Below are 16386 nucleotides of genomic sequence, written 5' to 3'. Positions count from 1 at the left end.
TCGGCGCAAAAACTATGTGATATTTACAGTTCCATCGGGTGTGCGCTAAGCTCTTTTCGTCCCTCATTGGGACCCCCTTTTGATTTCTTGTTGAATGTTTGCAGTTGCCAGACCGCAACCTGTTTTAACAAATCAAAAGGGGTTTTTAGAACCGACTCAAAGCTGAAAGCTTTACTGAACCCCCAGCCTAGCTGGGGGTTTTCTGTGCACAATAAAAAAGCGGTGATGGCCACCGCTTTTTAAATCTTACTCTGCTTTCGGCTCGGCGGTTTTCAGTTCGCCCATCACTTTCAGCTTCTTGGAGATCTCGCGACGCTCTTTAGAGAGTTCAGCGTTTTTGATGATGTAGTCGTCAACGCGATCTTCATAGTCGGTTTTCATGCTGGCAATGATGCCCTGAATCGCTTCTACGCTCATGCCTGGCTTGATGTAGTCGCTGAGGTTGTCCAGCAGCAGAACGCGTTTCTGGTTGTCACGGACCTTTTTCTCAACGTCCTGAATTTCACGCTGCAGCTTGTTCTTACGACGGAACAGACGAACAAACTCCAGTACGTCCTGGAATGAAGGCTTAGTTGTTTCCATTTTGACACCCCTGATAATTGAGATTCGGATTCGTAAAACAGCCGCTACGGGTAAACATAACTGCTAGCGGCCGCGAATGACAATGGTTTTTGCTCTGGGTTCATCATAACCCTAAACGTTGCTGAATCGAAACAAGCACACCGTAAACCGTGACCGTGTGGGCGTTATTTGCGCAACGCACGGCAAATCAGATGCGACAACAGTTCCAGCTGTCTTGCCAGCTCCATACTTAACCATACATAGCCGTGCATCGGGGTTTCTGCCAGGTTCTCCCCTTTGTAATCGCTGACCAGTTGGCGTAACTCTGCAACAATCTCATTGAGCTTTTCGTTATTCGCCAGAATCGGCTGCGGATTGCCTTCATACAGCGCATGCGCAATCGTAAGCAGCGTCTGTTGTGTCATATGCTGCATATCGCGCAGGGTATGAGCATTCAGCATCACGTAATGGCTGGCACGGGAAGCCCAGTGTGCGTTGATTTGCAGTTCAAGCATGCAGACCAGGTTGCGGTTAACGGTCTGAATACCTTCAAAGATAGATTTCTGGATGTGGGTTTCTTTGCTTGCGGGGGTAATCAGCCCACGCATTTTCACCACATCATTGAGGATTTTTTGCAGATGGCGGTCCAGACGCGGGCGTTCAAGCAAGTTCTGCGAGAACCCGGTCTGATAAAGACGGTTGAACTCTGTCACGTAGCTCGCCATCTGAATACGCCAGTGGATGAACGCTCGCTGCGGCCAGATACCGGTAAACAGCATCGCCAGCAATGAGCCAATGATCACGTCGCCGCTTCGCCACAGCGCCATGTGCATATCGCCAGGCGGCGCGCCCACCACCACCGCAAGCGTGATGCCAATCAGCAATGCCTGGTAAGGTTTTTTACCGAGCGCCAGCCAGCCACAAAGGAACATGGCCGCCGCACACCAGAGCAGCATTAACGGCAGCGACATCAGCTCCAGCTTGAGTGCCACCAGCCCGAGAACAGAGCCGAGGACAGTTCCGCCGATACGCTCGAAGGCGCGAGGCACCACATTGCCCCAAAATGAAATGGGCCCCATGATCACCACTATAGTGATCAGAGGCCACGTGCCTTCCGGGATGTTCAGCAGGCGAACCAGAAGAAAGGTCAGAATAAATGCCAGCGAAATACGAATGCCGTGAATAACGCGATAATTCCGGTACAGACGAATTTCAAAAGGACTCAATGATTTATCGGCGCGCACACCCGCTCTCCGCCAGGGCTAAAAACACAATTGTATCTGCTTTTCTGCTTCAGGCATCACGGATGTGCAAAAAACCCTGAAAAAGCCAGGACTTTTACCTTAAACCCCACGGCGTTTAACAGGCACGTACATCTCGATATCCCAGTGCCCGTCTTTGTTACCATCATTCAGATAGAGTTCGAAGCAGGGTTTGTCCGCCAGCTCGTGATCTTTATCTTCAAGCACGCTATTGAAGAACTGATACCACGGCGTAGAGAAGTCGTGATCGATGACCCTGGCAGAGGCTTTCGCATAAAGACCGGCGGCAACTTCAGTTATGATCACCCCTTCACTGTTAGCCGGGATAGCAAAGCCCTCATCGACCGTGACCACCGTATCGCAACGCAATTTTTCCGCTGGCGTTTCGTCTGGGTTGTCGTAATACACCGCCACCCACTCTTTGGCCGGGATCTTTTGGCCGTCCACCCACATAGCCAATTGCTCAAAGCCTTGTTTGACGGTTTGTTCCCATGGCCCAACCATGTGAAAACCCGCCACGACACGTTTTTGTTGCTGGGTAATGCTGTAATCCATACGTCCTCCGCAAACAAGTTTACTGGATAAATATACATATAAAATCTAGCAAACAGCCCTGAAGGAGTATGTGCGATGTTTCACAGAATGGGAAAATCAGATGTCGTCAACACGGGTTGACGGCCAGGGGAGCTGCCGGGTGGCGCTGCGCTTACCCGGCCTACAAATCCGTCCTGTAGGCCCGTGCAAACGCAGTGCCGCCGGGCAAAAGTGTCGTCCGGCAGAGGACTAAATAGATCAGGCTTTATGGTGCAACCAGTCGCTAAAGCGTGAGAAGACTCCGCCCTTGCCTACGCTTTCCAGCGTCACTAGCGGCCACCGGGCCACAATCTTGTCACCGTCGAACAGTTCTATTTCCCCAACGCGTTGATGGGCTGCAATCGGTGCATCCAGTTCTTTCTTATCGAGCACGTATTTGGCTTTGATGTTCGGCACTTCTGCTTTTGGCAGCGCCAGCCAGAAATCCTGGTCGGTGCCAAGACTGATCTGTTCTTTGTCGCCGTACCAGATGCGTTCTGTGCCCACCTGTTTGCCCGTATGCAGAATTTGCACGGTGTCGAAATTCTGCTGGCCCCATTGCAGCAGCTTGCGAGCCTGATCTTCACGCCCTTTCGGGCTATCAGCCCCCATCACTACCGCAATCAGACGGCGTTTGCCATCAACGGCCGACGCAATCAGGTTAAAGCCTGCACCTGAGGTATGCCCGGTTTTCAGGCCATCCACGTTCATGGTTTTATCCCACAATAGCCCGTTACGGTTGTTCTGGGTAATACCATTCCAGGTCAGGCTTTTCTCGCTATACATGTGATAGAAATCTGGCTCGCCGTGAATAATCGCCCGGGAAAGCACGGCCAGGTCGTAGGCAGAACTGTGCTGGCCTGGCGCATCAAGCCCGTGCACAGTTTCAAAATGGGTGTCTTTCAGGCCCAGCTTTTTCACGTAATCGTTCATCATGGTGACGAACTGCGGCTGACCCCCTGCGACGTAGTCAGCCAACGCCACGCAGGCGTCGTTACCGGAATCCACAATCAGGCCACGGCTAAGGTCATGCACCGTTAAGCGGTCGCCTTCTTTGAGGAACATCAGCGAGGAACCGTTAAACACAGGGTTAACCTTCGCCCACGCATCGCGCCCCACGGTGACCATGTCATCTGGTGAAATACGGTGGCTGTCGATAGCGCGGTCGACCACATAGCCTGTCATCAGCTTGGTCAGACTGGCGGGGTTACGCTGCTGGTGTTCATTACCGGCGGTAAGAACCTGGCCCGTGGTGTAATCCATCAGCACCCAGGAACCGGCCTGAATGGCAGGTGGCTGAACCGGTGCGGGGATATAATCTGCGGCAACGGCGCAGGTGATGCTCGAAGCGAGCAAAGATACAGCGACAAACAAACGGCCTTTCAACAGCAAATCCTCTACTTTCTTTTATTCGCCGTTCTTTTTACGGGAGTTACGTTTAACTGACAGCGTTAAATTGCAAGAAAATATGACATTTCCTGCGAGATGCGCCGCGAGATTAACCCCGTGCCCTTCTGATGCCCGGGCAAATCGTTTACCATTACCGCCTTTCGCGCTCACGGATTACTGACAGCTCATGCAAGAAACGCCCTCGCAACCTGGATTTCTGTTCCACGATTATGAAACCTTCGGCACCAGCCCACAGCTGGACAGGCCTGCACAGTTTGCGGCTATCCGCACTGACAGCGATTTCAATATTATCGGCGAACCGGAAGTCTTTTATTGCAAGCCTGCCGACGATTATTTACCCCAGCCACAGGCGGTGATGATCACGGGCATTACGCCGCAGGAAGCGCTGGCGAAAGGCGAAAATGAAGCGGCTTTTGCCAAACGCATTCACGACCTGTTTACCGTGCCGAAAACCTGCGTGGTGGGCTACAACAACGTGCGTTTCGATGACGAAGTGACCCGCAACATTTTTTACCGAAACTTCTACGATCCTTATGCCTGGAGCTGGCAAAACCATAATTCGCGCTGGGATTTGCTTGATGTTATGCGCGCCTGTTATGCGCTTCGTCCGGAAGGGATCAACTGGCCGGAAAATGAAGAAGGCTTGCCGAGCTTCCGACTTGAGCATCTGACCAAAGCCAACGGCATTGAGCACAGCAACGCGCACGATGCGATGGCCGATGTTTACGCCACCATTGCGATGGCAAAACTGGTGAAGTCACGTCAACCGCGCTTGTTTGAGTATCTCTACACCTACCGCGGTAAAAACAAACTCGCGACGCTGATTGATGTGCCGCAGATGAAACCGCTGGTGCATATCTCCGGCATGTTTGGTGCCTGGCGCGGCAACACCAGTTGGGTTGCTCCATTGGCGTGGCATCCGGATAACAAAAACGCGGTGATCATGGTCGACCTGGCGGGTGATATTTCTCCGCTGCTGGAACTGGATGCCGATGAGCTTCGTGAGCGTCTGTATACGCCAAAAGCGGATTTGGGCGAGTTAGCTGCCGTCCCGGTCAAACTGGTTCATCTGAACAAATGCCCGATTCTGGCACAAGCCAATACGCTGCGCCCTGAAGATGCAGACAGACTGGGCATCAACCGCCAGCAGTGTCTGGATAATCTTAAAATCCTGCGTGACAACCCGCAGGTGCGCGACAAAGTGGTCGCCATCTTCGCTGAAGCAGAGCCGTTTGTTCCTTCACCGAATATTGATACTCAGCTTTATAACGGTTTCTTTAGCGATGCCGATCGCACAGCGATGAAAATCCTGCTGGAAACGGAACCGCGTAATTTGCCAGCGCTGGATTTGACCTTTGCGGACCCGCGAATTGAGAAGCTGTTATTTAACTACCGCGCGCGTAACTTCCCGGGAACACTGGATGAGGCCGAACAGGAACGCTGGTTACAGCATCGTCGCAACGTCTTTACGCCGGAGTTTTTGCAAGCTTATGCGCAAGAGCTGGAAGCGCTTTACGGGCAATATGAAGGTGACAGCGAGAAGCAGGCTTTGCTGAAAGCGCTGTATCAGTACGCGCAGGATATTGTCTGATACCAGATTGCAGACATAAAAAAACCGGAGACAGTGTCTCCGGTTTTTTATTGCGCCAGAATTACTGCGCGATATCTTCGTACTGCGGCACCGGGTTACGGAAGCTGCGGGTCACACAGGCCAGATAAATCAGGCCAACTGCGCCCCAAATCAGACCCAGAACCATCGAGCTCTGTTCCAGGTTAATCCACAGCGCGCCAACGGTCAGAGCACCACATACCGGCATAATCAGGTAGTTGAAGTGGTCTTTCAGCGTCTTGTTACGCTTCTCGCGGATCCAGAACTGGGAGATAACGGACAAGTTCACGAAGGTAAACGCCACCAGCGCACCGAAGTTAATCAGCGCTGTCGCGGTAACCAAATCGAACTTGATAGCCAGCAGCGCAATCGCACCCACCAGCAGCACGTTCCACGCCGGAGTACGCCATTTCGGATGAACATAACCGAAGAAGCTTTTCGGGAACACGCCGTCACGGCCCATAACGTACATCAGGCGAGAAACCCCCGCGTGCGCGGCCATACCGGATGCCAGAACGGTGACGCTGGAGAAAATCAGCACACACCACTGGAAGGTTTTACCGGCAACATACAGCATGATTTCAGGCTGAGACGCATCCGGATCCTTGAAGCGGGAGATGTCCGGGAAGTACAGCTGCAGGAAGTAAGAGGCAATAATAAATACCCCACCGCCAATCAGCGCAGTCAGAACGATAGCCCGTGGGATCACGCGCTCCGCATCTTTGGTTTCTTCAGACAGCGAAGAGATACCGTCGAAGCCGAGGAACGAGAAGCACAGAATCGTCGCGCCGGTGATCATTGGCGTGATGTGTGCACCGTCAGACCAGAATGGACGGCTGCTGGTAAGCGTTGCAGCGCCCTCACCGTTGTGAACACCCCAGATGATCATGCCGACAATCACGGCCACGATACCCATCTGCAGTACAACAATCAGGGTGTTGAAGTTTGCCACGGTCTTGATGCTGCGCAGGTTAGAGATGGTCATAAAGGCCACCAATCCGACAACAAAGATCCATGACGGCACCGAAGGTACCAGGGCTTCAAAATAGATTTTCGCCAGCAGGATGTTGATCATCGGCATAAACAGATAATCAAGCAGCGAAGACCAACCCACCATAAAGCCAACCGTCGGGCTAATGGATTTCTGGGCATAGGTATAGGCTGAACCTGCAGACGGATAGCGGCGAACCAGCTTACCGTAACTTAGCGCAGTAAACAGGATGGCTACCAGAGCGAATGCATAAGCTGTCGGGACGTGACCATTGGTCAGTCCAGATACGATACCAAATGTATCGAACAGCGTCATAGGCTGCATATAGGCAAGACCCATCATAACAACCGGAACCAACGTAAGAGACTTACGTAATTCCACGCGAGAGGTGTTTGGAGTAACGTTATGCGACATGGTTATTCCCCTTTACGGTGATAACCGTCGCGTAAGCAAAAAATTGCCCCATTTTTTGGATTTCCTCGGCGACAACAACTGTCGATTTTTAGTAAGTATCTATCCGGTACGAAGCCCGGCCTCTTGTTTGTATGAGTGTCTGAAAACAAAAAAATAACCGACGCCACTGTTAAATTGCGTCGGTTACTCTTTTTTTTCTGGCGCGTATTTTGCCCCCATCCCCACGGAAAAACAAGAGAATGAGAGCCGCGTAAGAGAAATCTTTTCGTTAACTGTCTGATATTCCATCACCGATGCGATTGTAAACCGCCGCGATAGCATTATTTGCTAAAACTGCTTCCCGCCACCAGTTGCTTGCAAGCCCCGCCGTCTGCTCGTTCCAGCCCATCCAGACGGTATCAAAAGGCACATGAGCCGAAATCTGTTTTTCAATTAATGCGCCACTCTCAAGAAAGCGCTGCGCCATATATCGCGGTAAATATCCGCAGCCAAGGCCACTGATTTGCAGTTCAAGCTTGGTTTTAAAATCAAAAACCGTAATCGCTTCCTGATCGTCCAGCAATTGTTGAAATGCCGGGCAGTCCGGTGTCATACCATCGCCCACCACAATTGCGCGATAGCGTTTAAGGGTTTTACGACTTATCGGCTCCGCTTCCTGCGCCAGAGGATGATGAGGTGCAATAACGAAGATTTGCTCCAGTTGGCCCAGCGGCGCAAAGCCAAAATCACTGAGCGGTGGCGGATCGTGCAGCGCGCCGATAATCATATCCGCGCGGCCCTGGATTAACGCCTCCCATGAACCGCCGAGCACGCCGTTAACGAATTTGAGCCGCGTGACGTTGTGCTTTTCATAGAATTGCTCAATCAACGGTGCCAGAAGCGAGAAAGGAAAAGTGTCATCCACACCGATCACCAGATCGTTTTCCCAGCCTTCGTGCAGTTTAATCGCCTGCTTCTCAAGCTCACGCACGGTGTGCAGCACTTCCCGGCCTTTTTCCAGCAGCAGTTGCCCGGTGCGGGTGAAGGTTGCCCGATGCCCGCTGCGGTCAAGCAGTTGAATATTGAGGTCGCTTTCCAGCTTATGGACGGTGTAACTGAGGGCAGATGGCGTCTTAAAGAGCTTTGCCGATGCCGCAGCAAAGCTCCCTTCTTTATCGAGCGCATCAAGAATGATGAGGACTTCCAGCAATGGTTTCATCGTCGCCCCCTTTCGGTACGCGATGTCACCGCCAGCAAGTTATTCCAGCGGCATCACCAGCGGATCAGGATATTGATACTCAAAGCCCAACTCAGCACAAATCCGGTTCCCGTCAATAATGTGCCCTTTCTCAGCGCTGTTGCTGAACACAGGCGGCTCAAGCCCCAGTTCGCGGGCCATTTGCGGGTAAAAGGTCGAGCGCGACGGATGTCCCGGCGCACAAAGATTATAGATATGACCGCCTTTCGGGGCCTGTAACAGCAGTGTAATCGCCGAAATCACGTCTTCGAGATGCACAAGATTGACGCCCTGCTGCCCATCCGGCGCAGATTTTCCGGCAAAGAAACGGCCAGGATGGCGGCCTGGCCCGACTAAACCGGCAAGACGCAGAATGTCGACAGAGGTGCCCGGCAAATTGTGCAGCCAGTCTTCCAGCTCTTTTAATACTCGTCCGCTGGAGGTAATCGGCTCGCGCTCTGCATTCTCCTTTATTGTGCCCTGCCCTTTGCCGTACACGGACGTTGAGCTGGTAAACACGATGCGGGGAATATGGTAAGCCAATGCGCTGTCGACAATTTCTTGCACGGCCTGAAGATAAAAGTCTTCTCCCGGCCCGCTGCGGCGTGCGGGAAGCGTTATCACCAACGCATCCACATTCATCAACGCATCAAGGTCATCGCTATCGCAGACCAGTTGCGGCTCCAGACGCAGCGGATAACCATCGATACCGCACATCCTCGCCGCCTCAACCCCGTCAGCCGTGGTTTTGCTGCCCGTCACCTGCCAGCCTCGTGCCGTTAACGACAACGCCAGCGGCATTCCCAGCCAACCTAAACCGACAATGGCGACCTTTTTCATCTGCATTCTCCTGGCTTTTTCGCTTTCCTGACTTAAGGCTACGCCAGCCCCGGCGAACTGACAATTTATCTGGTGAATATGAAATGAATTAAAGATAAAAAAAAGCCCTTGCAATCAGGCGCAGAACTGGTTTAGGTTAAACGACATCAAATGCATAAGCATTCAACGAGAAAATTATGAGCTGCGTTCAATTTAAACACCACCATCATCACCATCACCCTGACTAGTCTTTCAGGCGATGTGTGCTGGAAGACAGTTAGATCTTCCAGTGGTGCATGAACGCAAGAGAAAGCCCCCGGAAGATCGCACTTCCGGGGGCTTTTTTTTGGGCGTGAGCAATCTAAATTCAGACAGGACTACGAGGATATAACAATGTCAGACACCAGCCGTTTACGCATAGCTATTCAGAAATCGGGCCGTTTAAGCGATGATTCACGCGAATTACTCGCCCGCTGTGGCATAAAAATTAATCTGCACACCCAGCGCCTGATTGCGCTGGCGGAAAATATGCCGATCGACATTCTGCGCGTACGTGACGACGATATCCCGGGCCTGATCATGGATGGCGTGGTTGACCTCGGCATCATCGGCGAAAACGTGCTGGAAGAAGAGCTGCTGAGCCGCCGTGCTCAGGGCGAAGATCCACGTTACTTCACGCTGCGTCGTCTTGATTTTGGCGGTTGCCGTTTTTCCCTGGCTATCAATGTTGATGAACCGTGGGACGGCCCGACATGCCTGAACAATAAGCGTATCGCGACCTCTTATCCTCACATCCTTAAACGCTATATGGACAGCAAGGGCGTGCAGTTCAAATCCTGTCTGCTGAACGGTTCCGTTGAAGTTGCCCCACGCGCCGGTCTGGCTGATGCGATTTGCGATCTGGTTTCCACCGGCGCGACGCTGGAAGCAAACGGCCTGCGTGAAGTGGAAGTGATTTATCGTTCTAAAGCGTGCCTTATCCAGCGCGACGGCGAAATGCCTGAAGCCAAACAGCAGCTCATCGACAAACTGCTGACCCGTATTCAGGGCGTGATTCAGGCTCGCGAATCGAAATACATCATGATGCACGCGCCAACCGAGCGTCTGGAAGAAGTCATTGCCCTGCTGCCTGGCGCTGAACGCCCGACTATTCTGCCGCTGGCGGGCGATCAGCAGCGCGTGGCGATGCATATGGTCAGCAGCGAAACCCTGTTCTGGGAAACCATGGAAAAACTGAAAGCGCTGGGCGCCAGTTCTATTCTGGTGCTGCCGATTGAGAAGATGATGGAGTAATTCCGCCAACGGTGCCCGGTGGCGTGAAGGCACGCTGGGGCTACGGGTCTTGTAGGCCGGATAAGCAAAGCGCATCCGGCAAAAGGAAAGTGATATGAGCTTTAATACCCTTATTGAGTGGAACCAATGTGACGAAGCGGAGCAGCGTGCTCTGCTGATGCGTCCGGCCATCAGCGCCTCTGACAGCATCACTCGCACCGTGGTCGACATCCTGGATAACGTCAAAGCCAACGGTGATAAAGCGCTGCGTGAATACAGCGCAAAGTTTGATAAAACTGACGTTAAAGCGCTTAAGGTCACCGAGCAGGAAATTGAGGCGGCAAGCGAGCGTCTGAGCGATGAACTGAAACAAGCGATGGCGGTGGCGGTCAAAAACATCGATATCTTTCACAATGCGCAGGTATTGCAGACGGTTGATGTGGAAACGCTGCCCGGAGTGCGCTGCCAGCAGGTGACTCGCCCGATTGCGTCCGTTGGCCTTTATATTCCTGGCGGCTCTGCGCCACTGTTCTCGACAGTATTGATGCTCGCCACACCAGCGCGTATCGCGGGCTGTAAAAAAGTGGTGCTCTGTTCCCCACCGCCGATTGCTGATGAAATTCTGTATGCGGCAAAACTGTGCGGCGTACAGGAAGTCTTTAATGTCGGTGGCGCACAGGCGATTGCGGCCCTGGCCTTCGGCACCGAATCCGTTCCGAAAGTCGATAAAATTTTTGGCCCAGGCAACGCCTTTGTAACCGAAGCCAAACGCCAGGTGAGCCAGCGTCTGGACGGCGCGGCTATCGATATGCCAGCGGGCCCATCCGAAGTGCTGGTGATTGCCGACAGCGGCGCGACACCTGATTTTGTGGCATCCGATTTGCTGTCTCAGGCTGAGCACGGCCCTGATTCTCAGGTGATTTTGCTGACGCCAGATGCCGACATGGCTTCTCGCGTGGCTCTGGCGGTTGAACGCCAGCTTGCAGAACTGCCACGAGCCGAAACGGCACGTCAGGCTCTTTCCGCCAGCCGTTTGATTGTGGCTCGCGACATGGCGCAATGCGTGGAGATTTCCAACCAGTACGGCCCGGAGCACCTGATTATTCAGACTCGCGATGCACGTTCACTGGTCGACAGCATCACCAGCGCAGGCTCGGTGTTCCTCGGCGACTGGTCCCCTGAATCTGCTGGCGATTATGCTTCCGGCACCAACCACGTCTTGCCAACTTACGGCTACACCGCAACGTGCTCAAGCCTTGGCCTTGCCGATTTCCAGAAACGCATGACCGTGCAGGAGTTGTCCCGCGAAGGTTTCGCTTCACTGGCTTCCACCATTGAAACGCTGGCCGCTGCCGAACGCCTGACCGCCCACAAAAACGCCGTCACTCTGCGCGTTGCCGCCCTCAAGGAGATGAAATGAGCATTGAAGAGTTAGCCCGCAAAAACGTTCGCGACCTGACGCCTTATCAATCCGCCCGTCGTCTTGGCGGTAAAGGAGATGTGTGGCTGAATGCCAATGAATATCCTACAGCGGTGGCGTTCGATCTCTCCCAGCAAACGCTGAACCGTTATCCGGAGTGTCAGCCAAAAGCGGTCATCGACAACTATGCCCAATACGCCGGGCTGAAACCGGAGCAAGTGCTGGTTAGCCGTGGGGCCGATGAAGGCATTGAACTGCTGATCCGTGCATTTTGCGAACCGGGCAAAGATGCGATTCTGTTTTGCCCGCCGACTTACGGCATGTACAGCGTCAGCGCTGAAACTTTCGGCGTGGAATACCGTACGGTGCCAGCGCTGGAAAACTGGCAGTTAGATTTACAGGCAATTGCCGACAAACTCGACGGCGTGAAAGTCGTTTACGTCTGCAGCCCGAACAATCCGACCGGGCAAATCATTAATCCGCAGGACATTCGTGTACTGCTGGAAATGACTCGCGGCAAAGCTATCGTTGTGGCAGACGAAGCGTATATCGAATTTTGCCCACAAGCGACGCTCACCAGCTGGATTGCCGAGTATCCACACTTAGTGGTGCTGCGCACTTTATCCAAAGCCTTTGCGCTGGCAGGGCTGCGCTGCGGCTTTACGCTGGCAAGCGAAGAAGTCATCGCCCTGCTTTTGAAAGTGATTGCGCCCTACCCACTTTCAACGCCAGTCGCCGACATTGCGGCTCAAGCACTAAGCCCGCAGGGCATTAACGCCATGCGTGACCGCGTCGCGCAAATCCTGCAAGAGCGCCAGTATCTGGTTAACCAGCTTCGTGAGATTGACTGTGTAGAACAGGTGTTTGATTCAGAGACCAACTACATTCTGGCGCGTATCACCGCCTCAAGCTCAGTCTTCAAATCTCTGTGGGATCAGGGCATTATCTTACGTGATCAGAATAAACAACCTTCTTTAAGCGGCTGTCTGCGTATCACCATCGGCACCCGTGAAGAGAGCCAGCGCGTCATTGACGCCCTTCGTGCGGAGAAAGTATGACCCAGAAGTTCCTCTTTATCGATCGTGACGGCACGCTGATTAGCGAGCCACCGAGTGATTTTCAGGTAGACCGTTTTGACAAGCTGGCATTTGAGCCGGAAGTGATCCCTTCCCTGCTGAAGCTGCAAAATGCTGGCTACAAGCTGGTGATGATCACCAATCAGGATGGTCTTGGCACCGACAGCTTCCCGCAGGCGGATTTTGACGGCCCACACAACCTGATGATGCAGGCGTTCACTTCGCAGGGCGTGAAATTTGAAGACGTGCTGATTTGCCCGCACTTCGAAACCGACAACTGCGAGTGCCGCAAGCCGAAAACCAAAATGGTGGCGGCCTGGCTGGCTGAAGGCGCAATGGACGTGGCACACAGCTATGTCATTGGCGACCGCGCCACCGACGTTCAGCTTGCCAATAACATGGGCATCGCTGGCCTGCGTTATAACCGCGACGAACTGAACTGGCTGAAAATCACCGAACAACTGACCCAACGCGATCGTTATGCGCACGTTGAACGCACCACTCGCGAAACGCAGATTGATGTGAAGGTGTGGCTGGATCGCGAAGGCGGCAGCAAAATCAACACTGGCGTCGGCTTCTTCGATCATATGCTGGATCAGATTGCCACCCATGGCGGGTTCCGTATGGAAATCACCGTTAAAGGTGACCTGTATATCGACGATCACCACACCGTGGAAGACACCGGTCTGGCACTGGGCGAAGCGCTGAAACTGGCGCTGGGCGATAAGCGTGGCATCAACCGCTTTGGCTTCGTGCTGCCGATGGATGAATGCCTGGCCCGCTGTGCGCTGGATATTTCTGGCCGTCCGCATCTTGAATACCGCGCCGAGTTTACCTATCAGCGCGTGGGCGACCTCAGTACCGAAATGATTGAGCACTTCTTCCGCTCGCTGTCCTACACCATGGGCGTGACACTGCACCTGAAAACCAAAGGCAAAAACGATCACCACCGTGTAGAGAGCCTGTTTAAAGCCTTTGGCCGCACGCTGCGCCAGGCCATTCGCGTGGAAGGCGATACCCTTCCCTCCTCCAAAGGAGTGTTGTGATGAACGTGGTGATCCTCGACACCGGTTGCGCCAATCTCAACTCGGTGAAATCCGCCGTGAGTCGTCACGGCTACGAGCCTGTCGTGAGCCGTGACCCGGATATCGTTCTGCGTGCGGATAAACTCTTTCTGCCAGGCGTGGGCACCGCGCAGGCGGCAATGGATCAGCTTCGTGAGCGCGAGCTGATTGAGCTGATCAAAGCCTGTACTCAGCCAGTACTGGGTATTTGTTTGGGTATGCAGCTGCTTGGTCGTCGTAGCGAAGAGACTCGCGGCGTCGATATGCTGGGCATCATCGAACAGGATGTGCCGAAAATGACGGATTTTGGCCTGCCGCTGCCGCACATGGGCTGGAACCGCGTTTATCCAAAAGCGGGCGATCGCCTGTTCCGTGGCATTGAAGACGGGGCTTATTTCTACTTCGTGCACAGCTACGCGATGCCGGTTAACACTTACACCACTGCGCAATGTAACTACGGCGAACCCTTTACGGCGGCAGTGCAAAAAGACAATTTCTTCGGCGTGCAGTTTCACCCGGAACGCTCCGGCGCGGCCGGGGCAATGCTGCTGAAAAACTTCCTGGAGATGTGATGATCATTCCAGCTTTAGATTTAATTGACGGCACCGTGGTCCGTCTTCATCAGGGCGATTACGGCCAACAGCGTGACTACGGCAATGACCCGTTACCACGCCTGCAGGATTACGCAGCGCAAGGTGCTGAAGTTTTACATTTGGTTGATTTGACCGGTGCAAAAGACCCGGCTAAACGTCAAATTCCGTTGCTTAAAAAACTGGTAGCGGGCGTTAACGTGCCGGTTCAGGTTGGCGGCGGTATTCGTACTGAAGAAGATGTCGCAGCCTTACTGGATGCCGGAGTTGCACGCGTGGTTGTCGGTTCAACGGCGGTGAAATCCCCGGAGGTTGTGAAAGGCTGGTTTGCCCGTTTTGGTGCGGACAAGCTGGTGCTGGCGCTCGATGTTCGTATCGACGAGCAAGGCAACAAGCAGGTCGCGGTCAGCGGCTGGCAGGAGAATTCAGGCGTCACGCTGGAAGAACTGGTTGATACCTATTTACCGGTTGGACTCAAGCATGTGCTGTGTACCGATATTTCACGCGACGGCACGCTGGCAGGTTCCAACGTCTCTTTATATAAAGAAGTCTGCGCTCGTTTTCCGCAAATCGCCTTCCAGTCATCCGGCGGGATTGGTGATATTCACGATGTGGCGGCCCTGCGCGGCACGGGTGTGAAAGGCGTTATTGTGGGGCGTGCCCTGCTGGAAGGTAAGTTCACTGTAACGGAGGCCATCGAATGCTGGCAAAACGGATAATTCCTTGTCTTGATGTGCGTGATGGTCAGGTAGTGAAAGGCGTACAGTTCCGCAATCACGAAATCATCGGCGATATCGTGCCGCTGGCAAAACGCTATGCCGAAGAAGGTGCAGACGAACTGGTATTCTATGACATCACTGCTTCCAGCGATGGCCGTGTGGTCGACAAAAGCTGGGTATCGCGCGTGGCAGAAGTTATCGATATTCCTTTCTGCGTGGCTGGCGGGATCAAGTCGGTGGACGATGCGGCCAAAATTCTCTCTTTCGGCGCAGATAAGATTTCGGTCAACTCCCCTGCTTTGGCTGATCCAGAACTGATCACCCGTCTTGCAGATCGTTTTGGTGTGCAGTGTATTGTTGTCGGGATCGACACCTGGTTTGACGATCAAACCGGAAAGTATCACGTCAACCAATACACGGGTGATGAAAGCCGAACTCGCGTCACTCAATGGGAAACCCTGGATTGGGTGAAAGAAGTGCAGAAACGCGGCGCGGGTGAAATCGTGTTAAACATGATGAACCAGGACGGCGTGCGGAACGGTTACGACCTGCAGCAGTTGAAAAAAGTCCGCGAAGTTTGCCATGTGCCGCTTATCGCCTCTGGCGGCGCGGGCACTATGGAACACTTCCTGGAAGCGTTCAGGGATGCCGACGTTGACGGCGCGTTAGCCGCTTCGGTGTTCCACAAACAGATTATCAATATTGGTGAATTAAAAGCGTACCTGGCGACTCAGGGCGTGGAGATCAGGTTATGAAACTGGACTGGGAAAAAACCGACGGACTGATGCCCGCCATTGTGCAGCACGCCGTTTCCGGCGAAGTGCTGATGCTGGGTTACATGAACCAGGAAGCGCTGGCGCAAACACAAGAAAGCGGCAAAGTGACCTTTTACTCACGCACGAAAGGCCGCCTGTGGACCAAAGGCGAAACGTCCGGAAACTTTCTGAATGTTGTCAGCATCACCCCAGACTGTGACAACGACACCTTGTTGGTGCTGGTGAATCCTATTGGCCCAACCTGCCACAAAGGCACCTCAAGCTGCTTCGGCGAAGCTAGCCACCAGTGGCTGTTCCTGTATCAGCTTGAACAACTTCTGGCTGAGCGCAAGACGGCCGACCCAGCCAGTTCGTATACCGCTAAACTGTACGCCAGCGGCACCAAACGCATCGCACAAAAAGTGGGTGAAGAAGGCGTTGAAACGGCACTGGCAGCGACAGTCAATGACCGCCACGAACTGACCAACGAAGCTTCAGATTTGATGTATCACCTGCTGGTCCTGCTGCAGGATCAGGACCTGGATTTGACGACGGTGATTGAGAATTTGCGTAAGCGGCATCAGTAAGACCGTTTTATAGAGATAAAAAAACCGGGCCATTTCTGTGCCCGGTTT

17 protein-coding genes, 2 pseudogenes and 1 other annotated feature are annotated in these 16386 nt (G+C 53.4%); of the genes and pseudogenes, 10 read left to right on the top strand and 9 right to left on the bottom strand.

Features of this window, described 5'->3' with window-relative positions; translation table 11 throughout:
* The 5 genes and pseudogenes from ACI2I2_RS17145 to dacD form a co-directional block, all read right to left on the bottom strand.
* Nucleotides 1–67, bottom strand: a pseudogene (locus tag ACI2I2_RS17145) (IS200/IS605 family transposase); the annotation flags it as partial.
* 179 nt (nucleotides 68–246) lie between these two features.
* Nucleotides 247–582 carry a DUF496 family protein gene (locus tag ACI2I2_RS17140; protein ID WP_097161971.1) on the bottom strand — a complete coding sequence of 112 codons (336 nt, stop codon included), beginning with the start codon at nucleotides 580–582 and terminating at the stop codon, nucleotides 247–249.
* A 164-nt stretch (nucleotides 583–746) separates the two neighbouring features.
* The gene (locus ACI2I2_RS17135) at nucleotides 747–1805 is read right to left on the bottom strand and encodes an FUSC family protein (RefSeq protein WP_404658980.1); all 1059 of its coding nucleotides are present in this window, start codon (nucleotides 1803–1805) and stop codon (nucleotides 747–749) included.
* Nucleotides 1806–1904: 99 nt separating this feature from the next.
* Nucleotides 1905–2378, bottom strand: a complete 474-nt coding sequence (gene sbmC, locus ACI2I2_RS17130) for a DNA gyrase inhibitor SbmC (protein ID WP_404658979.1) — start codon at nucleotides 2376–2378, stop codon at nucleotides 1905–1907.
* A gap of 237 nt (nucleotides 2379–2615) precedes the next feature.
* Nucleotides 2616–3788 carry a serine-type D-Ala-D-Ala carboxypeptidase DacD gene (gene dacD / locus ACI2I2_RS17125; RefSeq protein ID WP_404658978.1) on the bottom strand — a complete coding sequence of 391 codons (1173 nt, stop codon included), beginning with the start codon at nucleotides 3786–3788 and terminating at the stop codon, nucleotides 2616–2618.
* A 184-nt stretch (nucleotides 3789–3972) separates the two neighbouring features.
* On the opposite strand from dacD, the gene sbcB reads away from it, so the two are divergent.
* The gene (gene sbcB, locus ACI2I2_RS17120) at nucleotides 3973–5397 is read left to right on the top strand and encodes an exodeoxyribonuclease I (protein WP_404658977.1); all 1425 of its coding nucleotides are present in this window, start codon (nucleotides 3973–3975) and stop codon (nucleotides 5395–5397) included.
* Nucleotides 5398–5458: 61 nt separating this feature from the next.
* On the opposite strand, the gene ACI2I2_RS17115 is transcribed toward sbcB, so the two are convergent.
* From ACI2I2_RS17115 to ACI2I2_RS17100, 4 genes and pseudogenes are all read right to left on the bottom strand, one after another.
* A complete protein-coding gene (locus ACI2I2_RS17115; protein WP_404658976.1) occupies nucleotides 5459–6820 on the bottom strand; it encodes an APC family permease in 1362 nt (453 codons plus the stop codon).
* Nucleotides 6810–6872: a membrane protein YoeI gene (gene yoeI / locus ACI2I2_RS17110; protein ID WP_404658983.1), complete on the bottom strand. Its 63-nt coding sequence runs from the start codon at nucleotides 6870–6872 to the stop codon at nucleotides 6810–6812. Before yoeI ends, ACI2I2_RS17115 begins: the two co-directional genes overlap by 11 nt.
* 131 nt (nucleotides 6873–7003) lie before the next feature.
* Nucleotides 7004–8018: pseudogene (locus ACI2I2_RS17105) on the bottom strand (LysR family transcriptional regulator).
* Nucleotides 8019–8057: 39 nt separating this feature from the next.
* Entirely contained in the window at nucleotides 8058–8876 is an 819-nt protein-coding gene (locus ACI2I2_RS17100) for an SDR family oxidoreductase (protein WP_404658975.1), read from the bottom strand.
* Between the two features lie 176 nt (nucleotides 8877–9052).
* On the opposite strand from ACI2I2_RS17100, the gene hisL reads away from it, so the two are divergent.
* The 9 genes from hisL (at nucleotide 9053) to hisIE (ending at nucleotide 16338) form a co-directional block, all read left to right on the top strand.
* Nucleotides 9053–9103, top strand: a complete 51-nt coding sequence (gene hisL / locus ACI2I2_RS17095) for a his operon leader peptide (RefSeq protein WP_330986103.1) — start codon at nucleotides 9053–9055, stop codon at nucleotides 9101–9103.
* Nucleotides 9079–9203, top strand: a sequence feature (His leader region). It overlaps the preceding gene by 25 nt.
* Before the next feature lie 45 nt (nucleotides 9204–9248).
* Nucleotides 9249–10148 carry an ATP phosphoribosyltransferase gene (gene hisG / locus ACI2I2_RS17090; RefSeq protein ID WP_404658974.1) on the top strand — a complete coding sequence of 300 codons (900 nt, stop codon included), beginning with the start codon at nucleotides 9249–9251 and terminating at the stop codon, nucleotides 10146–10148.
* Between the two features lie 94 nt (nucleotides 10149–10242).
* A complete protein-coding gene (gene hisD, locus ACI2I2_RS17085) occupies nucleotides 10243–11547 on the top strand; it encodes a histidinol dehydrogenase (protein ID WP_404658973.1) in 1305 nt (434 codons plus the stop codon).
* Complete coding sequence (hisC, locus tag ACI2I2_RS17080) at nucleotides 11544–12605, top strand: histidinol-phosphate transaminase (protein ID WP_404658972.1); 1062 nt, start codon at nucleotides 11544–11546, stop codon at nucleotides 12603–12605. The genes hisD and hisC overlap by 4 nt, the downstream gene beginning before the upstream one ends.
* Entirely contained in the window at nucleotides 12602–13669 is a 1068-nt protein-coding gene (gene hisB, locus ACI2I2_RS17075; RefSeq protein WP_404658971.1) for a bifunctional histidinol-phosphatase/imidazoleglycerol-phosphate dehydratase HisB, read from the top strand. The genes hisC and hisB overlap by 4 nt, the downstream gene beginning before the upstream one ends.
* Nucleotides 13669–14259: an imidazole glycerol phosphate synthase subunit HisH gene (hisH, locus tag ACI2I2_RS17070; RefSeq protein WP_404658970.1), complete on the top strand. Its 591-nt coding sequence runs from the start codon at nucleotides 13669–13671 to the stop codon at nucleotides 14257–14259. Before hisB ends, hisH begins: the two co-directional genes overlap by 1 nt.
* Nucleotides 14259–14996, top strand: a complete 738-nt coding sequence (gene hisA, locus ACI2I2_RS17065) for a 1-(5-phosphoribosyl)-5-[(5-phosphoribosylamino)methylideneamino]imidazole-4-carboxamide isomerase (RefSeq protein ID WP_404658969.1) — start codon at nucleotides 14259–14261, stop codon at nucleotides 14994–14996. The genes hisH and hisA overlap by 1 nt, the downstream gene beginning before the upstream one ends.
* Nucleotides 14978–15751: an imidazole glycerol phosphate synthase subunit HisF gene (gene hisF, locus ACI2I2_RS17060; RefSeq protein ID WP_404658968.1), complete on the top strand. Its 774-nt coding sequence runs from the start codon at nucleotides 14978–14980 to the stop codon at nucleotides 15749–15751. The genes hisA and hisF overlap by 19 nt, the downstream gene beginning before the upstream one ends.
* Nucleotides 15748–16338 (top strand): bifunctional phosphoribosyl-AMP cyclohydrolase/phosphoribosyl-ATP diphosphatase HisIE, encoded by a 591-nt coding sequence (hisIE, locus tag ACI2I2_RS17055; protein ID WP_404658967.1) that lies wholly within the window; start codon nucleotides 15748–15750, stop codon nucleotides 16336–16338. The genes hisF and hisIE overlap by 4 nt, the downstream gene beginning before the upstream one ends.
* Nucleotides 16339–16386: the final 48 nt, after the last annotated feature.

This window comes from Scandinavium sp. NPDC088450 (assembly GCF_044900545.1).
GTDB lineage: Bacteria > Pseudomonadota > Gammaproteobacteria > Enterobacterales > Enterobacteriaceae > Scandinavium.
This window is presented reverse-complemented; position numbering and strand designations above follow the sequence as displayed.

What these genes read in the sequence shown, in the direction of transcription:
- ACI2I2_RS17140 (WP_097161971.1), bottom strand. Translation starts at nt 582, where the DNA reads ATGGAAACAACTAAGCCTTCATTCCAGGACGTACTGGAGTTTGTTCGT.
- sbmC (WP_404658979.1), bottom strand. Translation starts at nt 2,378, where the DNA reads ATGGATTACAGCATTACCCAGCAACAAAAACGTGTCGTGGCGGGTTTT.
- sbcB (WP_404658977.1), top strand. Translation starts at nt 3,973, where the DNA reads ATGCAAGAAACGCCCTCGCAACCTGGATTTCTGTTCCACGATTATGAA.
- ACI2I2_RS17115 (WP_404658976.1), bottom strand. Translation starts at nt 6,820, where the DNA reads ATGTCGCATAACGTTACTCCAAACACCTCTCGCGTGGAATTACGTAAG.
- ACI2I2_RS17100 (WP_404658975.1), bottom strand. Translation starts at nt 8,876, where the DNA reads ATGAAAAAGGTCGCCATTGTCGGTTTAGGTTGGCTGGGAATGCCGCTG.
- hisG (WP_404658974.1), top strand. Translation starts at nt 9,249, where the DNA reads ATGTCAGACACCAGCCGTTTACGCATAGCTATTCAGAAATCGGGCCGT.
- hisD (WP_404658973.1), top strand. Translation starts at nt 10,243, where the DNA reads ATGAGCTTTAATACCCTTATTGAGTGGAACCAATGTGACGAAGCGGAG.
- hisC (WP_404658972.1), top strand. Translation starts at nt 11,544, where the DNA reads ATGAGCATTGAAGAGTTAGCCCGCAAAAACGTTCGCGACCTGACGCCT.
- hisB (WP_404658971.1), top strand. Translation starts at nt 12,602, where the DNA reads ATGACCCAGAAGTTCCTCTTTATCGATCGTGACGGCACGCTGATTAGC.
- hisH (WP_404658970.1), top strand. Translation starts at nt 13,669, where the DNA reads ATGAACGTGGTGATCCTCGACACCGGTTGCGCCAATCTCAACTCGGTG.
- hisA (WP_404658969.1), top strand. Translation starts at nt 14,259, where the DNA reads ATGATCATTCCAGCTTTAGATTTAATTGACGGCACCGTGGTCCGTCTT.
- hisF (WP_404658968.1), top strand. Translation starts at nt 14,978, where the DNA reads ATGCTGGCAAAACGGATAATTCCTTGTCTTGATGTGCGTGATGGTCAG.
- hisIE (WP_404658967.1), top strand. Translation starts at nt 15,748, where the DNA reads ATGAAACTGGACTGGGAAAAAACCGACGGACTGATGCCCGCCATTGTG.